The 20,846-nt window shown below is 59.3% G+C and carries 22 protein-coding genes; 15 read left to right on the forward strand and 7 right to left on the reverse strand.

Annotated features, from left to right (window positions below):
* Window positions 1–50 precede the first annotated feature (50 nt).
* Window positions 51–374, reverse strand: coding sequence for a hypothetical protein (locus CAG02_RS02395; protein ID WP_085741427.1), 324 nt, complete (start codon window positions 372–374; stop codon window positions 51–53).
* A gap of 185 nt (window positions 375–559) precedes the next feature.
* On the opposite strand from CAG02_RS02395, the gene CAG02_RS02400 reads away from it, so the two are divergent.
* Complete coding sequence (locus CAG02_RS02400; RefSeq protein ID WP_085708148.1) at window positions 560–1,420, forward strand: Ku protein; 861 nt, start codon at window positions 560–562, stop codon at window positions 1,418–1,420.
* Between the two features lie 54 nt (window positions 1,421–1,474).
* Here the strand turns inward: CAG02_RS02400 and lpxO are convergent, their stop codons facing one another.
* The gene (lpxO, locus tag CAG02_RS02405; protein WP_085708729.1) at window positions 1,475–2,374 is read right to left on the reverse strand and encodes a lipid A hydroxylase LpxO; all 900 of its coding nucleotides are present in this window, start codon (window positions 2,372–2,374) and stop codon (window positions 1,475–1,477) included.
* Window positions 2,375–2,765: 391 nt separating this feature from the next.
* On the opposite strand from lpxO, the gene CAG02_RS02410 reads away from it, so the two are divergent.
* Together CAG02_RS02410 and CAG02_RS02415 are read left to right on the forward strand one after the other, a co-directional pair.
* Window positions 2,766–4,352 carry an ABC-F family ATPase gene (locus CAG02_RS02410; protein ID WP_085708149.1) on the forward strand — a complete coding sequence of 529 codons (1,587 nt, stop codon included), beginning with the start codon at window positions 2,766–2,768 and terminating at the stop codon, window positions 4,350–4,352.
* Between the two features lie 138 nt (window positions 4,353–4,490).
* Window positions 4,491–5,678 (forward strand): MFS transporter, encoded by a 1,188-nt coding sequence (locus CAG02_RS02415; RefSeq protein WP_085708150.1) that lies wholly within the window; start codon window positions 4,491–4,493, stop codon window positions 5,676–5,678.
* 3 nt (window positions 5,679–5,681) lie between these two features.
* Here the strand turns inward: CAG02_RS02415 and CAG02_RS02420 are convergent, their stop codons facing one another.
* A complete protein-coding gene (locus CAG02_RS02420) occupies window positions 5,682–6,719 on the reverse strand; it encodes a dienelactone hydrolase (RefSeq protein WP_085708151.1) in 1,038 nt (345 codons plus the stop codon).
* A gap of 235 nt (window positions 6,720–6,954) precedes the next feature.
* Window positions 6,955–7,566, reverse strand: coding sequence for an FMN-dependent NADH-azoreductase (locus tag CAG02_RS02425; protein ID WP_085708152.1), 612 nt, complete (start codon window positions 7,564–7,566; stop codon window positions 6,955–6,957).
* A 128-nt stretch (window positions 7,567–7,694) separates the two neighbouring features.
* Here CAG02_RS02425 and CAG02_RS02430 point away from each other — a divergent pair, with 128 nt between their 5' ends.
* Together CAG02_RS02430 and CAG02_RS02435 are read left to right on the forward strand one after the other, a co-directional pair.
* Window positions 7,695–8,603 carry a LysR substrate-binding domain-containing protein gene (locus CAG02_RS02430; protein ID WP_085708153.1) on the forward strand — a complete coding sequence of 303 codons (909 nt, stop codon included), beginning with the start codon at window positions 7,695–7,697 and terminating at the stop codon, window positions 8,601–8,603.
* Window positions 8,600–8,959 (forward strand): MmcQ/YjbR family DNA-binding protein, encoded by a 360-nt coding sequence (locus CAG02_RS02435; protein ID WP_085708154.1) that lies wholly within the window; start codon window positions 8,600–8,602, stop codon window positions 8,957–8,959. The genes CAG02_RS02430 and CAG02_RS02435 overlap by 4 nt, the downstream gene beginning before the upstream one ends.
* A 3-nt stretch (window positions 8,960–8,962) precedes the next feature.
* Here CAG02_RS02435 and CAG02_RS02440 read toward each other — a convergent pair whose 3' ends face one another.
* Both CAG02_RS02440 and CAG02_RS02445 read right to left on the reverse strand, forming a co-directional pair.
* Complete coding sequence (locus CAG02_RS02440; RefSeq protein ID WP_085708155.1) at window positions 8,963–9,391, reverse strand: DUF1294 domain-containing protein; 429 nt, start codon at window positions 9,389–9,391, stop codon at window positions 8,963–8,965.
* Window positions 9,388–10,218 (reverse strand): undecaprenyl-diphosphate phosphatase, encoded by an 831-nt coding sequence (locus CAG02_RS02445; RefSeq protein WP_085708156.1) that lies wholly within the window; start codon window positions 10,216–10,218, stop codon window positions 9,388–9,390. Before CAG02_RS02445 ends, CAG02_RS02440 begins: the two co-directional genes overlap by 4 nt.
* A 302-nt stretch (window positions 10,219–10,520) precedes the next feature.
* On the opposite strand from CAG02_RS02445, the gene CAG02_RS02450 reads away from it, so the two are divergent.
* The 9 genes from CAG02_RS02450 to CAG02_RS02490 all read left to right on the forward strand — a co-directional run bounded on the left by CAG02_RS02450 (window position 10,521) and on the right by CAG02_RS02490 (window position 18,639).
* The gene (locus CAG02_RS02450; RefSeq protein WP_085708157.1) at window positions 10,521–12,155 is read left to right on the forward strand and encodes a methyl-accepting chemotaxis protein; all 1,635 of its coding nucleotides are present in this window, start codon (window positions 10,521–10,523) and stop codon (window positions 12,153–12,155) included.
* Between the two features lie 81 nt (window positions 12,156–12,236).
* Window positions 12,237–12,800, forward strand: a complete 564-nt coding sequence (gene pnuC / locus CAG02_RS02455; protein ID WP_085708158.1) for a nicotinamide riboside transporter PnuC — start codon at window positions 12,237–12,239, stop codon at window positions 12,798–12,800.
* Complete coding sequence (locus CAG02_RS02460) at window positions 12,797–13,321, forward strand: AAA family ATPase (protein ID WP_085708159.1); 525 nt, start codon at window positions 12,797–12,799, stop codon at window positions 13,319–13,321. Before pnuC ends, CAG02_RS02460 begins: the two co-directional genes overlap by 4 nt.
* 344 nt (window positions 13,322–13,665) lie before the next feature.
* Window positions 13,666–14,115, forward strand: coding sequence for a hypothetical protein (locus tag CAG02_RS02465; RefSeq protein WP_085708160.1), 450 nt, complete (start codon window positions 13,666–13,668; stop codon window positions 14,113–14,115).
* Between the two features lies 1 nt (window position 14,116).
* Window positions 14,117–14,686, forward strand: a complete 570-nt coding sequence (locus tag CAG02_RS02470; protein ID WP_085708161.1) for an adhesin — start codon at window positions 14,117–14,119, stop codon at window positions 14,684–14,686.
* A gap of 71 nt (window positions 14,687–14,757) precedes the next feature.
* Complete coding sequence (locus tag CAG02_RS02475; RefSeq protein ID WP_085708162.1) at window positions 14,758–15,750, forward strand: heme utilization protein; 993 nt, start codon at window positions 14,758–14,760, stop codon at window positions 15,748–15,750.
* 63 nt (window positions 15,751–15,813) lie between these two features.
* The gene (locus tag CAG02_RS02480) at window positions 15,814–16,494 is read left to right on the forward strand and encodes a C39 family peptidase (RefSeq protein WP_085708163.1); all 681 of its coding nucleotides are present in this window, start codon (window positions 15,814–15,816) and stop codon (window positions 16,492–16,494) included.
* A gap of 44 nt (window positions 16,495–16,538) precedes the next feature.
* On the forward strand, window positions 16,539–17,285 hold the full coding sequence (locus tag CAG02_RS02485; RefSeq protein ID WP_085708164.1) for a hypothetical protein: 747 nt from the start codon (window positions 16,539–16,541) through the stop codon (window positions 17,283–17,285).
* 46 nt (window positions 17,286–17,331) lie between these two features.
* Window positions 17,332–18,639: a transporter gene (locus CAG02_RS02490; protein WP_085708165.1), complete on the forward strand. Its 1,308-nt coding sequence runs from the start codon at window positions 17,332–17,334 to the stop codon at window positions 18,637–18,639.
* 94 nt (window positions 18,640–18,733) lie between these two features.
* Here the strand turns inward: CAG02_RS02490 and CAG02_RS02495 are convergent, their stop codons facing one another.
* Window positions 18,734–20,059 carry a sigma-54 dependent transcriptional regulator gene (locus tag CAG02_RS02495; RefSeq protein WP_085708166.1) on the reverse strand — a complete coding sequence of 442 codons (1,326 nt, stop codon included), beginning with the start codon at window positions 20,057–20,059 and terminating at the stop codon, window positions 18,734–18,736.
* Between the two features lie 344 nt (window positions 20,060–20,403).
* Here CAG02_RS02495 and CAG02_RS02500 point away from each other — a divergent pair, with 344 nt between their 5' ends.
* Entirely contained in the window at window positions 20,404–20,670 is a 267-nt protein-coding gene (locus CAG02_RS02500) for a hypothetical protein (protein WP_085708167.1), read from the forward strand.
* The last annotated feature ends 176 nt before the right edge of the window (window positions 20,671–20,846 follow it).

The raw sequence follows: 20,846 nt of genomic DNA on the forward strand, positions 1-20,846 counted from the left end.
TCAACGTTCCTTTTTTTTGTTTGAAGGGTGAAAAAGAGGGGCTTTTCCATTCAACGGTTGGTTGCCGCGGCCCGGGGGGGGGGGTTGGGAATGAATTTCGGCGGCGTGCTCGGCACCGAACGCAGTGGCTGGCCATTGCCGATGCCGCCGTTCTCGACGGTGGGCTGGCGAGGCGCGGGCACCGTACTCGGCCCACGAATCACCGGATTGGCGGGCTGCGTGCCCTGCATGCTGTTGGGGTTGGCCCGGTGAATCGGGCTGTTATAGGGGTTGCTGCTGTTGCCGGTCGGACTTTGCGCCAGCAACAGGGCATCGGCGTGAACCAGCCCGCCACTGAGGGCCAGCGATGCGATGCCAAGCAGAAAACGGTTCATGGACGGCCTCTCTCGATGCACGTGGAATAGAGCCTTCGAGTCCACGCTACGCCGAGGGTTCGGATTTGTTAACCCGTCATCGCTAAACAAGGTGTAACACCGTTTGACCAGTTGCCCGTCGGCGGGCAACGGAAACTTTCACGCATGCCGACGGGTCACCCGAACATCAAGCGGAGAACGGCACCATGGCTCGGGCAATCTGGAAAGGCGCAATCAGTTTCGGTCTGGTGCACATCCCCGTAGCGCTGGTCTCGGCGACTTCGTCCCAGGGCGTGGACTTCGACTGGCTGGACAGCCGCAGCATGGACCCGGTCGGCTATAAACGGGTCAACAAGGTCACCGGCAAAGAGGTGACAAAGGAGCATATCGTCAAAGGCGTGCAGTTCGAAAAAGGCCGGTATGTCGTGCTCAGCGAGGAAGAAATCCGTTCGGCCCACCCGGTCTCGACCCAGACCATCGACATCTTTGCCTTCGTCGACAGTGAACAGATCCCGCTGCAGAACATCGACACGCCCTACTACCTGGCCCCGGACAAACGCGGCGGCAAGGTTTACGCATTGCTGCGCGAAACCCTGAGCAAAACCAAAAAAGTCGCCCTCGCCCGCGTGGTGTTACACACGCGTCAGTACCTGGCGGCGCTGATGCCGCTGGAGTCGGCACTGGTGCTGGTGAAATTGCGCTGGCCGCAGGAAGTGCGCAGCCTCGATGAACTGGCGCTGGGCAGCGAAGTGACCCAGCCGCAACTTGCGAAAGCCGAACTGGACATGGCCAAACGGCTTGTTGAAGACATGAGCGCCGACTGGAGTCCCGAGGATTACCGCGACGAGTTTGAAGACAAGATCATGGCCCTGGTGGACAAGAAGGCCCATCAAGGCAAGATCGAGGACGTTGAGACCGTTGATGGTGAAGAAGAACGCAAGTCGGCGGATGTGATCGACTTGACCGAACTGCTCAAACGCAGTCTTGGCGGGAAATCACCGGCCAAACCGGCGAAGAAGGCCGCGAGCAAGGCCACCCCGGCGAAAAAGACCAAAAAAGCGTCGTGAAAATGAAATCGGGCGACTGTCTTTCAACAGTCGCCCGATTTATCAGATCAGTTATCAGATCAGAATGAAGATCGCCAGCAGGCCACCGAAGATCGCCCACTTTTCCAGGTAATAGCGCGCGCGATTGCGTTTTTTCAGCTCTTTGCCGCGCAGGCGGATCTTGTAGATTTTGGTAAACAGGCGGTTGATGCCGCCGGTGCGGTCGCCCGCATCGTTCGGCGCACCGGCCGCCGACATCACGGTACGGCTGAACCAGCCATTGAACGCGGCTGCCCAGCGATATTTCATCGGGCGCTCGACATCGCAGAACAGGATGATGCGGTTCTTGTCGGTGGTGTTTTCGGCGTAGTGAATGTAGGTCTCGTCGAACATCACCGCTTCGCCGTCGCGCCAGTGATAGTTCTCGCCATCGACGTTGATGTAGCAACCGGCGTCATTCGGCGTTTCCAGCCCCAGGTGGTAACGGTAGGAACCGGCATACGGGTCACGGTGACGCACCAGTTTCGAGCCTGGTGGCAGCTCGGCGAACATCGCCGCCTTGATCGAGCCGATGCTCTGCACCAGTTCAGTGGTGCGCGGGCACAGTTGCAGCGCCGACGGGTGGCTGTCGCCGTACCATTTCAGGTAGAAACGCTTCCAGCCGGTCTTGAAGAACGAGTTGAAACCGACATCGTCGTACTGATCCGAGCGCTTGATCGCACCGGCACGCAGAAGGTTCTGACCTTCCTCGCGGATTTCTTCCCAATGGGCCTGCAACGGGCTCAGATCGGGAAAGTCCTTCGGGTCGAGGTAGGGTTTGTTCGGTTTTTTCGAAAACAGATAAAGGAAGCAGTTGATCGGCGCGAGAAATGTCGAGTGATCGCTCAACTGACGGCCCAGTTTGTGACGCACACGACCACGCAGGTGAACGTATGCAATGGAAATGACATAAATAGCAGCAATGATGAGTTTCACGGAAATCGTCACACGTCAAAAGTGAACAAACTGCGCGCCTTTCTGGCTGTGGCCATAGGTCTGTAGCAGTGGTCTGGATACAAAACAGCGTCTCGGTGGCACATCCTTGAGCCCATGCCGGGCAAGGGCATTGGGTGAATGGATGGCATTTTAGCCACAGTTTGTAACCAATAGTGAACCTTCATCTGTGAAAAACTGTCCCGCGATTGCGCCAATCGGCATTCCGGGGATCACCGCCCTATCGCTGGAAGAGCCAGACCAGTACAATCGCCGCCAAACTTTACGCGCCCCCCTTGGTTGATGACGGGATTTCCCGCCTCAGCGCACTTCGACTCGGGCCAAGCGCTCCGGCCGCACCCTCGCTACTCAGAATGCTTCGCAGGATAAACCTTTGATTTCTACAGCTAATATCACGATGCAGTTCGGCGCAAAGCCGCTGTTCGAAAACGTTTCGGTGAAATTCAACAACGGCAACCGTTATGGCCTGATCGGCGCTAACGGTTGCGGCAAGTCGACGTTCATGAAAATCCTCGGTGGCGACCTGGAGCCGTCTGCCGGCCAGGTGATGCTCGAGCCGAACGTGCGCCTCGGTAAACTGCGTCAGGATCAGTTCGCCTACGAAGAATTCACCGTGATCGACACCGTGATCATGGGTCACGAAGAGCTGTGGAAGGTCAAGGCCGAGCGCGATCGCATCTATTCGCTGCCGGAAATGAGCGAAGAAGACGGCATGGCCGTGGCCGAGCTGGAAACCGAGTTCGCCGAGATGGACGGCTACACCGCCGAATCCCGCGCCGGTGAACTGCTGCTGGGCCTGGGCATTCCGCTTGAACAGCATTTCGGTCCGATGTCCGAAGTGGCGCCGGGCTGGAAGCTGCGTGTTCTGTTGGCTCAGGCGCTGTTCTCCGATCCGGAAGTGCTGTTGCTCGACGAACCGACCAACCACCTGGACATCAACACCATTCGCTGGCTGGAATCGATCCTCACCGTGCGTAACAGCACCATGATCATCATTTCCCACGACCGTCACTTCCTGAACAGCGTCTGCACCCACATGGCCGACCTGGACTACGGCGAGCTGCGCCTGTTCCCGGGCAACTACGACGAGTACATGACCGCAGCGACCCAGTCCCGTGAGCAACTGCTGTCGGACAACGCCAAGAAGAAAGCCCAGATCGCCGAACTGCAGACGTTCGTCAGCCGCTTCTCGGCCAACGCCTCGAAAGCCAAGCAGGCCACTTCCCGCGCCAAGCAGATCGACAAGATCCAGCTGGCCGAGGTCAAGCCATCGAGCCGCGTGAGCCCGTTCATCCGTTTCGAACAGACCAAAAAGCTGCACCGCCAGGCCGTGACCATCGAACAGATGTCCAAGGGCTTCGACGGCAAGACCCTGTTCAAGAACTTCAGTTTCACCGTTGAAGCCGGCGAGCGCGTGGCGATCATCGGCCCGAACGGTATCGGCAAGACCACCCTGCTGCGCACCCTGATGGGCGAACTGACCCCGGACGCCGGCACCGTGAAGTGGACCGAAAGCGCGGAACTGGGCTACTACGCTCAGGACCACGCCCACGACTTCGAAGACGACGTGAGCCTGTTCGACTGGATGGGTCAGTGGACTCAGGGCGAGCAAGTGATTCGTGGCACCCTGGGCCGCATGCTGTTCTCCAACGACGAGATCCTCAAGTCGGTGAAGGTGATTTCCGGTGGTGAGCAAGGTCGCATGCTGTTCGGCAAGCTGATCCTGCAAAAGCCGAACGTTCTGGTGATGGACGAACCGACCAACCACCTGGACATGGAATCGATCGAGGCGCTGAACCTGGCGCTGGAAAACTACCCGGGCACGCTGATTTTCGTCAGCCACGACCGTGAGTTCGTATCGTCCCTGGCCACGCGCATCATCGAGCTGAGCCCGAACGGCGTGACCGACTTCAGCGGCACCTATGACGATTACCTGCGCAGCCAGGGCGTCGTGTTCTGATAGCGGCCTAGAGTCGAAAGCCCCGCCCCATGGCGGGGCTTTTTATTGCGCCCAGGAAAGATAGTTAGCCTGCTTTCTTTTATTCCAGCGCCAAGCCATGATGCGGACTCTCCCACCGCCGCCCGCGAACGAGCCCTCATGTCTGCGCAGCAACAGCCACCGCAAAGCTCCATGGCGATCACCCTGCAGATCGTCTCCATCGTTTTCTACACTTTTATCGCCTTCCTCTGCATCGGTCTGCCGATTGCGGTGCTGCCCGGTTACGTGCACGAACAACTGGGTTTCAGTGCCGTCGTTGCGGGTCTGGTGATCGGGTCGCAATACCTGGCGACTCTGCTGAGCCGGCCAATGGCCGGGCGCATGTCGGATACCGTCGGCACTAAGCGGGCAATCGTCTATGGCTTGCTGGGGATCGTCCTCAGCGGTGTGCTGACATTCATATCGACCGTGCTTCAGGACTTCCCGCTGGCAAGCCTGATCATTTTGATCGCCGGCCGTTTGTTGCTCGGCATCGCACAGGGCTTGATCGGTGTGGGCACCATCAGTTGGTGCATGGGTCAGGTCGGCGCGGAACACACCGCCCGCTCCATCGGCTGGAACGGCATCGCCTCCTACGGTGCCATTGCCATCGGTGCGCCGCTGGGCGTGCTGATGGTGGCCGATTATGGCTTTACCAGCCTCGGTATTGCGCTGTCGGTATTGTCCGCTGGTGCTCTGCTGCTGATCCGCAACAAACCTTCCGTGCCGGTAGTGCGCGGCGAGCGTCTGCCGTTCTGGGCGGTGTTCGGGCGGATCGCGCCGTTCGGTGCCAGTCTGAGTCTTGCCTCGATCGGTTACGGCACCCTGACCACCTTCATCACCCTTTATTACCTCAATCGCGGCTGGACCGGTGCGGCGTATTGCCTGACGGTGTTCGGCGTGTGCTTCATCCTGTCGCGGCTGTTGTTCATTTCCGCTATCGCCCGATTCGGCGGCTTTGCTTCGGCCATCGCCTGCATGAGCATCGAAACCGTCGGGTTGCTATTGCTGTGGCTCGCACCGTCCACCGGTTACGCACTGATCGGCGCCGGGCTGGCGGGGTTCGGGTTGTCACTGGTGTATCCGGCGCTGGGGGTTGAAGCCATCAAGCAGGTGCCCAACTCCAGCCGTGGGGCCGGGTTGAGTGCTTACGCGGTGTTTTTCGATCTGGCACTGGCGGTTGCCGGCCCATTGATGGGCGCGGTGGCGTTGAATCTGGGGTATTCGTGGATTTTCCTCGGCGCTGCGCTGTTGTCCGTGACCGGACTGGCGCTGACCTTGTGGCTCAAGCGTCGGGCGATGGCCTGACGCTTACTGATCCGCCGTCTGCATCCCCGCCCGGGAAGGCTTGCCCAGCGCATGGGAAAAGAACCGCCCGGCCTCGGAAATCAGGTTGCGATGGATGTCTTCGCGATCCACCCCGTCAGCATCGGTGCACAGCGCCGGCATCGCACGGATCTGCTCTTCATTGCACGGCGCCATGAACACGAAGTGCCCGGCCCCGGCCAGCAACTTGAAATCCGGTGCGGTCGGCAGTTTGCGCGCCAGGGCGGCGGCGTTCTTGTCGAAGGCCACCAGTTTGTCGCCGTCGCCGCTGTACAGCAGCACCGGCACATGCACGTCGGCCAGGGTGTGCCGGCCGAATTTCAGGCTCAGCGGCGCCATCAACAGCAAGGCGTGGACTCTCGGGTCGGCCACCGGTTGCAAGTCATCGCGATCGACGATCAGTTCGCCCTGGGTGTTGCAGGCGTCGCGGTCGTCCGGTCGTTCCTGGCAGTAGCGGCGCAAGCGATCCAGGTCAGGCTGCGCACCTGAAAGAATCAACGCGGTCTCGCCCCCTGCCGAATAACCAATGACACCGACCTGATCGGCGTTCACGAACGGCGCGAGCATGCGGTCGCCAAGGGTGGCGGTAATGGCTTCGGAAATCTGGATCGGCCGGCCATACAGATTGCTCAAGGTGCCGAGGCGACTGTGATCCTTGGAGTTGTCGCCGGGATGAATCACTGCCACAACCACAAAGCCCTTGCGGGCCAGCGATGTGGCGAGGTCGTGCAGGGCCAGCGGCGTGCCGGTGTTGCCGTGGGACAGCATCAACATCGGAAAGCGGCCGAGGGCGATTTTGGTGTCTTCGCCGGCTTCGACCGAATAACCCTCGAGCAGGCTCATGTGCTCGCGGTCGCTGGAGGGATAGAACGCGATGGCACGCATCGGTTGCAGGTCGAGCGGATCGAGGAACGTCATTTCGTGATAACCGACGCTCCAGCGTGGGTGCTGGCCGGGGGCTGCGTGCACTGAATTCAGGCTGCCGAGCAGGCAAATCAGTAACGTTGCACAAAGACGCATCATGGGATGCCCCACCCTGTTGTTACTCAATCGAAAGATCCGTTGTGTTCGACGCCCGAAACTCCGTGGTTCGGTGTTCCGGCGCGGCGTTGCACTCAGACGTTGATCGTAAGACTGCATAACCCGGGCCAGATTATGTAACAGTCGGACACAAAAAACCCCGTATCTGGCCCTTGCAGAACCAGAATACAGAGTTTTTTGGGTGTTGCCTGAACGAGAGCTGTTCTTTACGAAAGCCTTACGCTGCGGCGAACAGTTGCTCGCTGATGCGGGCGTGGGCCGCGCTCATAGCGTTGTTGCGAACTTCCTCACCGTAGGCCAGGCCTTCGGCACGGACGATTTCGATGTCGGTGATGCCGAGGAAGCCGAAGACCAGTTTCAGGTAGTCTTCGTGAGCAACGCCCGAAGCCTGACCGGCGTGGATGCCGCCCGAGGTGGAGACGATGATCACTTTCTTGCCACCGCACAGGCCTTCAGGGCCGGCTTCGGTGTAGCGGAAAGTCTGGCCGGCGACGGCGATGCGGTCGATCCAGGCCTTGAGCTGGGTTGGCACGGTGAAGTTGTACATCGGCGCGGCAACGACAATGGCGTCAGCAGCGATGAATTCGGCCAGGGTGTTGGCGCTCAGTTCGGCTTCGTGCTGTTGTGCGGCGTTGCGCAGTTCAGCGGTGGTGCCGGCGGCGACCAGAGTGGTGGACGAGAAGTGGCTGATGGCGTCGGCAGCCAGGTCGCGGTAGGTCACGACAGCGCTTGGCTCGGCGGCTTGCCAGGCTTTGACGACTTCGGTGCTCAGCTGACGGGAAGCGGAGTTGTCGCCCAGAATGCTCGAATCGATGTGCAGCAGTTTCATAGTGGAATCTCCTGGAAAGAATCGCCGGTGGCGACGGAATGGAGACAATCCTACCTACGAAACCAATAGCTGATTAGACGGCAACAATGCGATAGTTTGTCCCACTGATAGAACAGTCGGAATTCCCCATGCAAGACCTCAACGATCTCTACTATTTTGCCAAAGTGGTCGAGGCCGGCGGATTCGCCGCTGCCGGCCGCTTGCTGGGCATTCCCAAGTCGCGCCTGTCGCGGCGAATTGCTGAACTGGAAGAACGTCTCGGCGCACGCTTGCTGCAACGCACTACCCGTCAATTGAAGCTGACGGCGGTTGGCGAACGCTATCTGCGTCACTGCCAGGCGATGCTGCTGGAAGCGGAAATGGCCGATGAAACGGTGGCCAGCATGTCCAGCGAACCCCGTGGCCGCCTGCGGGTGTCGAGCCCCACGGGGCTGGCCCATGAAATGCTGCCGGTGGTGATCAGCAACTTTCTCGGCAAATACCCGCAGGTGCAACTGGAAGTCACCCTGATCAATCGCCGGGTCGATCTGATCACCGAAGGCATCGACGTCGCCCTGCGCGTGCGCGAACACGGCGACGAAGAACCGATGCTGGTAACCCGCCGCTTGCGTCAGGCGCAAATGGTGGTGGTCGCGAGCCCTTCCTTTATACAGGGCGTGGAAATCAATCATCCGCAGGACTTGAAAACCCTGCCGGTGCTCGGTGCGCTGGAAGCCGATCGCATGGTGCATGTGCGCCTGCTCGATCAGCACGGCAAGAGTTGCGATCTGGCACTGGAGGCCCGACTGGGCATCGACGATTTCATCGTGCGCAAGGCTTGTGTGCTGGCCGGCCAGGGTTTCACCCTGCTGCCGATGATGTATTGCGAAGCGGAGCTGAACAACGGCACGCTGGTGCAATTGCTGCCGGGCTGGTCGTTGCCCGGCGGCTGGCTGCAAGCGGTGTACCCGCACCGACGCGGGGTGATGCCGGCGGTGCGCGCGTGGATCGATCATCTGGTCGAATCGTTCAATGCCTGTGGAGAGCGGCTGTTATGAAACAAGGAAAGATGAGCGAGAAGGATGTCGCGGATTTCTGCCTGGCATTGCCCGGCGCCCGGGAAGACTATAAATGGGGCGGTGTGCGGGTGTTTTCGATTGCCGGCAACAAGATGTTCGCCTTGCAGGGGCTGCGCGGTGAGTCGCTGGCGTTCAAGGTCGACAAGGATCTGTTTCTCGGCCATTGCGACCGACCGGGCATTCACCCGGCGCCGTATCTGGCGCGGGCGCAGTGGATCATCATGCACCCGCCCTACCCCTTGGGCGCCGAGGAACTGCGAGGATTGCTACAACGCTCTCATCAACTGGTGGTGAGCAAGCTGCCGAAGAAAACCCAGGTGGGTTTGCTGCTGTAATCCCTACCCCAGCGCCAACAGGTTCGAACCGAGGAACAACTGATCGATCCAGAACACCTGGTGCAGCGCGACGATCACCCAGAACAGAATCTGAAACGACACCTTGCGCGTCTTGTGCCGGAAGACTTGCTGGGCGATCAATGCGCCCGGCCAGCCGCCCGCCAGTTCCACGGCGTGCAGGACGTTTTCCGGCGTGCGCCAGGCGTCGGCGCGGGCCTTGCGCTTGTCGGCCCAATACAGGAAGAACGCCAGCACACTGACAATCCCGTAGGCCGCCAGCGGCACCCGCGAAATCCCGCGCAACCACATCGACAACGAACCGAACAGCGGCAACGCACAGACGATCAGCAACACCATCAGCTTCAACTTCAAATGCTGAATGTTGCCACCGGACGGGCCGCGATCCGGGCGGCGTGCGCGGGAATCACTCATGCCTTGGCCGCCGCCCAGTCCACCCAGCCGAACTGCCAGGTCGCCAGAATCAACAGGCCGAACACGATCCGGTACCAGGCGAATGCCGCGTAGCTGTGGCTGGCGATGAACTTCAGCAAACCGCGCACGGCGATCATGGCGAAAACGAATGCAGTGACAAAACCGATGGCAAACACCGGGAAGTCCGCCGGCACGAACAGCGCGCGGTACTTGTAGCCCGAATACACCGCCGCACCGACCATGGTCGGCATCGCCAGAAAGAACGAGAACTCGGTGGCAGTCTTGCGCGACAGACCGAACAACAGGCCGCCGATGATGGTCGAGCCGGAGCGCGAGGTGCCCGGGATCATCGCCAGACATTGGGCGAAGCCGACCTTCAGCGCATCTTTCCAGGTGATCTCGTCAACGGTTTCGGCGTGCACGTCATGCTGCCGGCGCTCAGCCCACAACATGATGAAACCGCCCACCACCAGCGCCGTCGCCACGGTGATCGGGTTGAACAGGTATTTGTGAATCAGATCGGCAAAGATCACGCCCAGCACCACGGCGGGCAGGAAGGCGATCAGCAGGTTGGCAGTAAAGCGTCGTGCACTCGGCTGGGTCGGCAAGCCGATGACCACGTCGAGAATCTTGCGGCGAAACTCCCAGACCACCGCGAGAATCGCGCCGAGCTGAATGATGATGTTGAACGCCATGGCGCGTTCACCGCCAAAATTCAGCAGGTCGGCGACGATGATCTGGTGTCCGGTACTGGAAATGGGCAAAAACTCCGTCAGCCCTTCTACAACTCCAAGAATCAGTGCCTGCAAGGCGGTCCAAAGGTCCATCAATCCCCCAAAGAGCGATGCGCTCAGGCATGCCCCGATAGTATTTTTTTACGTTCACTGCGTTCAGCGTAGCTGTGTTGCTGTACCGATTCCGCGGGCCAAGGATCCACACGAAACGGTCAAAATTCCGTGAAATGGCAACTTGGGTTCAGGTTTTCACCCACGGGGCCGAAATCCTAACAGACAAGCCGTAATCGCGCTGCCGCGCTCTACGACTTGGGTCGCGTATGCCCGGCCACTGAAACGTGGTTGGATGCTGGCGGTGATTTATTACAAGAAAAAGAAACCGGAGTGACAGCGTTATGAACAGCTTGCGCAGTGTGTCGATCAGCCGACGCTTGTGGCTCATCTTGATTGTGGCGGTGGTCATGCTGCTGACCCTGGGCCTGTTGATGCTCAAGCAGATCCACGATGACCTGTATCACGCCAAGGCCCAGAAAACCCAGCATGTGGTGCAGACCGCCAGCGGTTTGCTGACCTACTACCAGGGCCTGGAAGCGGCCGGGACCCTGACCCGCGACGCCGCCCAGAAACAGGCGCTGACTGCGATTCGCGGCCTGCGTTACGACCAGAACGATTACTTCTGGATCAACGACCTCACGCCCGTGATGGTCATGCATCCGACCAATCCCAAGCTCGAAAGCCAGAACCTCTCGGCGATCCGCGACCCGGACGGTTTTGCGGTGTTCAACGAGATGGTTGCCATTGCCAAAGCCAAGGGCGCCGGCATGGTCGATTACCGTTGGCCGAAACCCGGTGCCAGCGAGCCGGTGGCCAAGACCTCCTACGTGAAACTGTTCGAGCCATGGGGCTGGGTGCTGGGTTCCGGTGTGTACGTCGACGATGTGCAGGCCGAATTTCAGGGCCAGGTCATCAAGGCGTCCGTTGTTGGCTTGGTGATCGCGCTGATCATGGGCGTGCTGGTGATTCTCATCGCCCGCAGCATCGTCCGTCCGTTGCAGGAAACCGTGAACGCCATGGCCAATATCGCCAGCGGCGAAAGCGACCTGACCCGCAGCCTCGACACCCATGGCCAGGACGAAGTCACGCAACTGGCCCATCACTTCAATGCCTTCACCGCCAAACTGCGCCGGGTCATCGGCGATTTGCAGGTGTCGGCCAGCGCGCTGGGCCAGTCCTCCACTGAATTGGGCAATGACGCGAACCAGGCCCAGCAACGCAGCCAGCAACAATCGCAGCAGATGGAGCTGGTGGCGACGGCCATCAACGAAGTCACTTACGGCGTGCAGGATGTAGCGAAGAACGCCGAGCATGCCGCCAGCGAAATGCGCGATGCCGAAGCCCAGGCGCAGCAAGGCCAGATCAACATCGACGGCAGCCTGCAACAGATCGACAAGTTGTCCGGCACCATCGATCAGGCCGTCGAAGTCATTCGTACGCTCGCGACGGAAAGCACGCAGATCGGCAGCGTTCTGGAAGTGATCCGTTCGATTGCCGAGCAGACCAACCTGCTGGCACTCAACGCCGCCATCGAAGCCGCCCGGGCCGGCGAACAGGGCCGTGGTTTTGCCGTGGTGGCGGATGAAGTTCGTTTGCTGGCGCAACGCACGCAGAAATCCACGGCGGAAATCCAGTCGATGATCGAGCGCCTGCAAAATCATTCCGAAGCCGCCGTTAAAGTGATCGGCGACAGCAGCAAGGCGTCGCAACTGACCATCGAGCAGGCCGGACTGGCCGGCGCCAGCCTCAATGCCATCGGCCAGGCGCTGCGCAACCTCAACGGCCTGAACGCCTCGATCGCCAGTGCGACCCTGCAACAGGCGCACGTGGTCGAGGACATCAACCAGAACGTCACCCAGGCCGCCGGCCTTTCCCACAGCACCGCACTGGCTGCCGAACAGTCGAGTGCCGCCAGCGTGCGGCTCGGTCAGTTGAGCGAGCAACTGAACGGTTTGCTTCGCCAGTTCCGCGTCTGATCCCGGTCACCGGTGGGAGCTCACTCCCACCGGTTTTTGGGTACAATCCGCTCCCTCTTTTACTCCCTCCAAGGATCTTGCATGTCCGGGCTCGAACTGTTTGCCGCCGCCCTCGGTGTGATCGCCGTCTGGCTGACGGTCAAACAGACCCCCTGGTGCTGGCCGATCGGGCTGGTCATGGTGCTGCTCTACAGCTGGATCTTCTTCGAGGTGAAGCTGTATTCGGACATGTTGCTGCAGGTGGTTTACGCCGCGCTGCAAGTCTACGGCTGGTGGCAATGGACCCGGGCCGGGACGATGCATGACGGGCGTGAGGTCAGCCGGCTCGACACACCTTCGATGCTCAAAGGGCTGGCCATCGGCGCGGCCGGCAGCCTTTTGCTGGGCGCCGCCATGGCGCACTGGACCGATGCCGCGCAGCCCTGGCTCGACGCGGCGCTGACCGCTTTCAGCCTGGTCGCGCAATTCTGGATGGCGCACAAGCGCCTGCAATGCTGGGCGCTGTGGTTCGTGCTGGATGTGATCTTCGTCGGCCTGTTTCTTTATAAAGGCCTTTACCTCACCGCTGCGCTGTACGCCCTGTTCACCCTGATCGCGGTGCAGGGCTGGCGGGAATGGCGCGCCGATCCGGCGTTGCGCGCATGAAAGTCGTTGTCCTGACCGGGCCGGAATCCACCGGCAAGAGCTGGCTGGCGGCCGGGCTGCAGCAACAGTTCGGCGGTTTGCGGGTGGATGAGTACGTGCGCTGGTTCATCGAGCAGAATCCCCGGGACACCTGCCTCGCAGACATTCCCGAGATTGCTCGCGGCCAATTGCAGTGGGAAGACGAGGCGCGGGTGCAGCAGCCGTCGTTGCTGATTCTCGACACCCATTTGTTGAGCAACATTCTCTGGAGCCAGACGCTGTTCGGCGACTGTCCCGACTGGCTGGAACCGGAACTGCTGGCGCGTCATTACGACCTGCACCTGCTGCTCTCCCCGGAGCAGATCGACTGGACCGACGATGGCCAGCGTTGTCAGCCGCAGTTAAGTGAACGACTGGGGTTCTACGACGCCACCAAGGCCTGGCTGGAGCAACATCACCAGCCCGTCAGGATCATTCAGGGCGACTGGGCCGCACGGCAGACTCAAGCCTTCGACGCCGTACGAACCTTGCTGGAAGGCTGACCCGGTTTTCGGGTCAATATCCCCTATCCGGGGCAGAAGTGTCCGTTCCTGAAACACTCCCACCGGTGCAAAGTGCCCGTCTCAACGGTCTTCATCGCTTTGTCACCCGACTTGTTACGCCTGTGAAACACCTGCTCGCAAACCCTTGTTCCAGAGCTTTGCAACAGGTATGGGCGCTTGTACCGATGACGCGTTGTTTCAATGTTGAAACAGCTTTTGTATCAGCCCTGCACACCTTCGAGCCAACCCTTTGAAATCCAAGAACATTTAAAAACCGGCACAGCTTTCGCTCTCTCCTTCACAACGCTGACTTGGGCCAGCCCACTGAAGAAGGAATTGCCGCCGTGGGAAACATCAACAAAGCCTTCACTTGCCTTCTGCTGATCGGATCAGCAGCCAGCACATTCCTCAGTTTCAACGTTCAGGCCGAAGGCAATGGCGTGATCGTGCTCAATCGCGACGTCCAGCCCATTCCGATCGGACGCAGCGCTTTCGGCAAAGACCCCTATCCAACCACCGTCAATGCCAACCCTTCCGGTCGCATCAATCAAGCGATGACCAGCACCGAACTCAATGACGGTGACTTTGCCAGTGTAGCCAGTGGCTCATCCATTCGCGGCAACATCGGGGTTGATTCCAGCCTGCCCGGCATGAACGTCCTGACCAATCCAAACGGCCTGCCCGGCATGAGTGCCGGCCACGGCGGCGGCGGTGGCGGCACGATTTCCAACACCATCAACCGCTCCCTCAGCACCGGTCTGGCTCCGCTGACCCGCATGGCCGGAGGCCAATAAGATGAATCGTTCCCTGCTCCTGCTTGCTCTGCTTGGCTGCACCAGCGTCATGGCCGATCCGAGCGCCGTGGACAGCGCCAACATTCAGAACTCCGGCGTTCAGTACAACGGCAACTTCAACGTCAACCAGGCCGCCGGCGACCAGCAGCAACAGACCAACGTCAAGTCGATTGCCATCGGCACGTCGGCCAGCGCCACCACCACCATTCACCAGAAACTCGACACCCCCGCCGACCGCTCGATCAACGCGAGCTCGACCATCGGCGGCACCTCATTCAGTAACGGCAACGGCGCACTGGGCGTGAACCAGGGTTCCGGGGCCAACAACCAGATGGCCAACGCCATGCGCATCAGCATCAGTGCTGCACCGCAGAGCGTTGACGATAGCGCCCTTTCCCAACAGAACGTGGCGTTGTTACCGAGCTCAGGAGCAACTGGCACCCCCGGCAGTCGCCAGGTCACGACAAGTGATCAGGCCTTCACCGGCAGTCGAGGGGTAATCCAGGTGAACCAGAGTGCCGGGGTGGGGAACCGAATGGCTAACACCCTGAGCATCCGGGTCGCAGACTGACCCAAACAAGAAGCAGTGCAATTAGAAAGTACCAACACTTAACCAACTAATAAGCACGACGGAGAAACACCATGAAACCTACAATGGCTCTCAAACCACTGGTTTTCGCACTCGCAGCAGTGATGGCAATCGCAGCACAGGCAGGCGGTCGTGATGACAATCACGGTCATGGTCACGATCACGGCCCAAAAGGCCCAACCCTTGAAGAACTGCTGCAAATCGGCGCTGGTGCCGGTGCTGCAGTACTCGATGTGCAAAACAACAGCGGCAACACCGTGTTGAATCAGGGCACTCAAAATAACGCCAACGTCAGCGGCTCCCTCAACGGCGCCAACGGCAACATCGGCGCAAACAACGTTGGCGGTGACGGCAACCAGCAAGACAACGCCGCTGCACTGGCAACCGCCGACGAAAGCTTCATCTTCGGCTCCGCCGTATCTGCCTCCAGCGCAACCCAGGTCAACACCAACAACACCGTTGCCAACTACTCCAGCACTGCCAATGCCAGTCTGAACAACGTCGGCAACAGCGGCTCGGGTAACATCGGCGTGAACAACGCCGCCGGCAACTTCAACCAACAGAAAAACAACCTGGCAATCGCTGTGTCCGGTGGTCGTGTAGCGCAAGCCGCTGCCGCCGCCAACCAAAGCACCACCGGTCTGCAAGTCGGCAACAACGGCACTCAGACCTACAAAAAAGATACCCTCACTGGCACTGTTACCGCCGCCGGCGCATTCGTGGCCGCAGGCACCGCAACCACCAAAGACGATGACCACGGTCATGGTGGTTATGGTGGTGGCTACGGCAACAACGACAAAGGCCATGGCGGTGGCAAAGATCAGAAATCTGATTTCGTTGCCGTGGGTGTCTTCGGTCTGGCTGGTGTGACCACTCAACAAGTGATGACCCCAGATGGCTGGAAAAACCCTGTCACCAACAACGCCAACATGACCAACGTGGGCAACAACTGGTCCGGCAACGGTGGCTTCAACAACGCTGCCGGCGTTGGCAACCAACAAAGCAACTCGCTGTCCATCGCTGCAGGTTGCAAAGCCTGCATGTAATCGCGATCGAAACGAAAGCCCCGGAAACGGGGCTTTTCCTCAGTCCGCATAGGCGTATCGATCATGCGTAAGACTACCCTCCTCGCTCTGCTTTGCCTGTCCGGCCTCGCCCAGGCTGCCCAGATGCCCGTGGCTGCCCTGCCGGGTGGCACACTCGTCTACAAGAACGTGCAAAGCATTCGTGAGCGCAAGTTTTCCGACATCGTCGAACAAAAAACCGATTTCAGCTGCGGCGCCGCCGCACTGGCGACGGTACTGCGCCAGGCTTATTGGCTCGACGTCGATGAGGAGCACATCATCAAAGGCATGCTGGTCAACTCCGACCAGGACCTTGTCCGTACTCAAGGTTTTTCCATGCTGGACATGAAGCGCTACATAGAAAGCATCGGCATGCGCGCCAGGGGCTACAAGATCCCTCCGGAAAAACTCGACGCGGTCACTATTCCGGTGGTGGTACTGATGGAAATTCGCGGCTACAAGCATTTCGTGGTGCTGCAGCGGGCAGACAAGGATTGGGTCTACATCGGAGACCCGGTTTTAGGACACAAACGCTACGCCCATGATGACTTTGTCAAAGGTTGGAACGGCATTGTCTTTGCCATCGTCGGCCCCGGATACGACAAGACCAATGCATTACGCAGTCCTCCGGCTCCGCTGACCGCCAAGAACAAGCTGGATAACTTCAACCCCGTCAAAGATGCTGAATTGATGGACTTCGGGTTCATACAGAGCGACTTCTTTTAATCGCCGATTATAAAGAGTGGGGCTGGATGTCCCGGGAGCAGCAGATGAAAACCTCATACTGGCTGGCCGCCGCCTGCCTGGCAGCGAGTGCGTCAGGCTATGCCAATGCAGGATTCAAACCCATAGAAATCCAGGATTCGGAGCTGTCACAGCTTCGCGGTCGTTATGTGATGCCGGGGCGGATCATCAGCTTCGGCATCGTCATGAGCAGTACCTGGCGCAACGCCAGTGGTGATCTGATCGGGGCCGCGACCTCGATGCAATTGCAGGCAGCAACCGTAAAACCCGAATTTTATGTCTCGACCATCAAGGAAACCGGCAACGGCAGCACCCCGCAAACGGGTACCGGCTCGGTCATTGGTGGCGCAGGACTCAACAGTTCCCAGGGCGTGACGCAAAGCGTACGCGCCGCCGGCGACGGCAACACGGCCTACAACAACGTGGCCATCAATGTTTCCGAAGCCAACCAGGCCCCCGCACTGGTACCGGCCCAAGGGCAGGCCCTGATGGCCGGACAAACGATTTCCGGCAGTAATGCCGCCGGCAGTGTCGCGGTTTCGGCCACTGGCGGTGGCGTGCAAATGGCCATTCAGGCCGCAGGCAATCAGGGCACGGCCCTGCAACAAGTTGCTCAAGGAGGTCTGCTGCAAAACACCCGCCTGCTCGGAAATGCAAACGTCGTCAACAACCTGACGCAACTCAATGTTGTCCTTAGCAATAACGGCATGAGCGCCGGCGCACTGGATTGCAATTTGAGTCAACTCAGAGCACTACGCAATATCGGATATTGAACTACGCTGAGTCTCGATCCATTGGGCTTAAAGGGACGGCTTATTCATGTATCGATCAGTATCACTGCGTGCCGCTGTATGTTTGAGTACTCTTCTACCCGCGGCGATGCTGCAAGCAGCACCCGATGCGGATGTGGAGACCTTGAAACAGGAACTTCTGGAGCTTAAGCAACGATACGAAGTACAACAGAAAGCCCTGGCGGTGCTCGAACAGCGAGTCCGCCAGGTCGAAGATCAACCGGCTTCTCCACCACCAAAACGTCTGGCCAAGTCGCCAGCCGACATGAAAGGCAATCCCAAAGTGGCCACCGGTACCGGGGCCGCAGCAGCGTCGGGGGGCGCCGCCGGGGGCAGTGGCGCATCCTATGGCCAGTCGCTGGCCGACGACTCACAACCTGCACAGAGTGTGTCCAACCTGTACGACGAGGCCAGCGGCTTCTTCGGCGGCGGCAAGTTCAGCCTGGAAACCGGCATAACCTATTCGCGTTATGACACTCGCCAGCTGATTCTCAACGGCTTCCTGGCACTGGACTCGATCTTTCTGGGCAACATCAACCTCGACCGGATCAAGGCCGACACCTGGACCCTCGACCTGACGGGCCGCTACAACTTCGATAACCGCTGGCAGTTCGATGTGAACGTGCCTGTGGTGTATCGCGATTCGACTTATCAGTCGGGCGGCGGCAATCAGGGCGCAGCCAACGTCACCACGGAACAGGATGTCTCGCGGGATCCGACCCTTGGCGACGTCAACTTCGGTATCGCCTACAAGTTCCTGGACGAGTCGGTGAACACCCCGGACGCGGTGGTCACCCTGCGAGTCAAGGCGCCAACCGGCAAGGACCCGTTCGGTATCAAACTGCGCCAGACCGACGCCAACACCAACCTGTTCGTGCCTGACACCCTGCCGACCGGTAACGGCGTCTGGTCGATCACCCCCGGTATCTCGCTGGTCAAGACGTTTGACCCGGCCGTGCTGTTCGGCAGTTTGTCCTACACCCACAACCTGGAGGAGTCGTTTGACGACATCAGTTCCACGGTCAACCAGAAAACCCCGGGCAAGGTCCGCATCGGCGACAGCTTCCAGATCGGCGCAGGCATAGCCTTCGCACTCAATGAAAAAATGAGTATGTCGTTCTCGGTTTCTGACCTTGTACAACGCAAGAGCAAGCTGAAACAGGATGGCGGGGACTGGGAATCGGTGGTGTCCAGTGACGCCAACGCCGGCTACTTCAACGTCGGCATGACCATTGCAGCCACCGACAACCTGACCATCGTGCCCAACCTGTCCATCGGCATGACCGACGATGCCCCGGACTTTTCCTTCAGCCTGAAATTCCCGTACTACTTCTAACCCGCCCCACCCTGAACGCAACATCATTAAAAGGCCCGCTGCGATGCACTCGCAGCGGGCCTTTTCAGCTTCTTCCCCGAAGAAGCACCGCGCCCTAGCGGATCTGGTGTTTGTGCAACAAGCGGTAGAACGTCGGCCGGGAAACCCCCAGCACTTTGGCGGCCACACTGAGGTTGTCACTGTGCCGGTTCAGTACATCGCACAATGCCTGGCGTTCGGCCCGGGTCTTGTAGTCTTCGAGGGTGCCCATCGGAGTGGCCAGCGACTGCTGACTGATCAGCCCCAGGTCGCGAGCCTCGATCTGCCGCCCTTCAGCCAGGACCAGCCCTCGGCGTACACGGTTGGCCAGTTCCCGGACATTACCCGGCCAGTCGTGCTTGCCCATGGCGATCAGCGCGTCTTCACTGAAGCTGCGCGGCCGACGTCCGGTTTCGTGGCTGTAGAAATGGGAAAAGTGGTTGGCCAGCATCGACAGATCGCCATGCCGCTCTCGCAACGGCGCAGTCACGACTTGCAGCACATTGAGCCGGTAGTACAAGTCCTCACGAAAACGCTTTTTCTCGATCGCTGCTTCAAGATCGACGTGAGTGGCTGCCAGCACCCGGACATCCACCGGGATCGGCTGGCTGCCGCCTACTCGTTCTATGTGCTTTTCCTGGAGAAAGCGCAGCAGATTGGCCTGTAGCTCCAGCGGCAGATCGCCGATTTCATCGAGAAACAATGTGCCGCCGTTGGCCGCCTCGATACGTCCGACCTTGCGTTGATGGGCGCCGGTGAATGCGCCTTTTTCATGACCGAACAGTTCGGACTGGATCAAGTGTTCGGGAATAGCCCCGCAGTTGATGGCCACAAACGGTTTGCTGTGGCGCTGCGATTGTCGGTGCAGGGTACGGGCGACCAGTTCCTTACCGGTCCCGCTTTCGCCGCGAATCAGTACCGGTGACTCGGTGGGAGCCAGTTTGCTGAGCAGCTTGCGCAATTCGCGGACCGGTTTGCTGTCGCCGAGCAGCTCGTGTTCCGGCTGGTCCACATGGACATTGCCCTGGCCGCGCAGGCGCGCCATGCCGAACGCCCGGCCAAGGGTGACCTGGACCCGCGACACGTCGAACGGCAAGGTATGAAAGTCGAAAAACCATTCACAAACAAAGTCGCCAACGTTCTGCAGGCGCAGCACTTCCTGATTCAGCACGGCAATCCACTCGGTACCGCTGCGGCTGATCAACTCTTTGACGGCTTCGGGACGTTCCAGGTGAAAAGGCTGCAAACGAAGCAGGCCGACATCGCAACTGCGGTCGGCGGCATTTTCCAGGCTACAACTATCAACATCCCAGCCTACGGCGCGTAAACCGGGCAACAATCGGTGACAGTCGTCACAAGGGTCGACTACCAATAAACGTCGTAACGCAGGCGCTTCGCTCATGACTGTTCCTTGGCGCCAAATTATAGGAAATGATTGTAAAAACAGTCATTTGGCAGACCTGGCTGTAACATTAGCAAGAATTTGACGGCGCCTTGTATCGATTGCTTATAGGTGTACAAGTGAAGCAGTTATAAGAACCTGTTTTGTTAGTTGGCTATCGACTCGATTCTTTCACCCAGCTTTCAAAAAACGCCGTAACAGAGATTGTATGAAAGAAAGTCGAAATTTCTTCAAATCCTGTGTGACCTGCCGGCGGGTTGCGTGCATCAGTACAAGTAACTCGCCGCACGGTAAGCCCAACCGACGGCACATCACTTGATTGGGCACTACAGAGAGAAGACCCCATGACCGCCCCGCTCCGTATCAACGAAGCTCTTTTGATTGCCAACCACGCATTTAAACCTTTCCAATGCGTGGCCTGGGCCCCACAAGACGGCAATGGCGAACTGAGCCTGACCGTTATCGACCGCACCAATTCGCAGATCGGTCGCACCCGTATTCCAAGCAGCGCTTATTCCGATCCGGCCCAGCTCGAATGCCTGTTGCAACAGGCTCGCGCTGAACTGAGCGACGAAGGTTATGCACTGCAGTCCTGGTCGATGCCACACTGATCCGAGGGCAATGCGGATGACTTTCAAGTCATCCGCCCTCTTCATTCAAGTTGCTGAATCCTTTTTAACTTCAGCCATTTTGTACAACTTTCCTCCACACTTTCGCGCCTGAATGCTTGGCAGGCTTGCGACTGGTTCAAAAAGTCACTGTTCTGGCACACAACGACGCTCCACCT

Origin of the sequence: Pseudomonas sp. R43(2017) (assembly GCF_002112345.1) — a bacterium.
Classification (GTDB): domain Bacteria; phylum Pseudomonadota; class Gammaproteobacteria; order Pseudomonadales; family Pseudomonadaceae; genus Aquipseudomonas; species Aquipseudomonas kribbensis.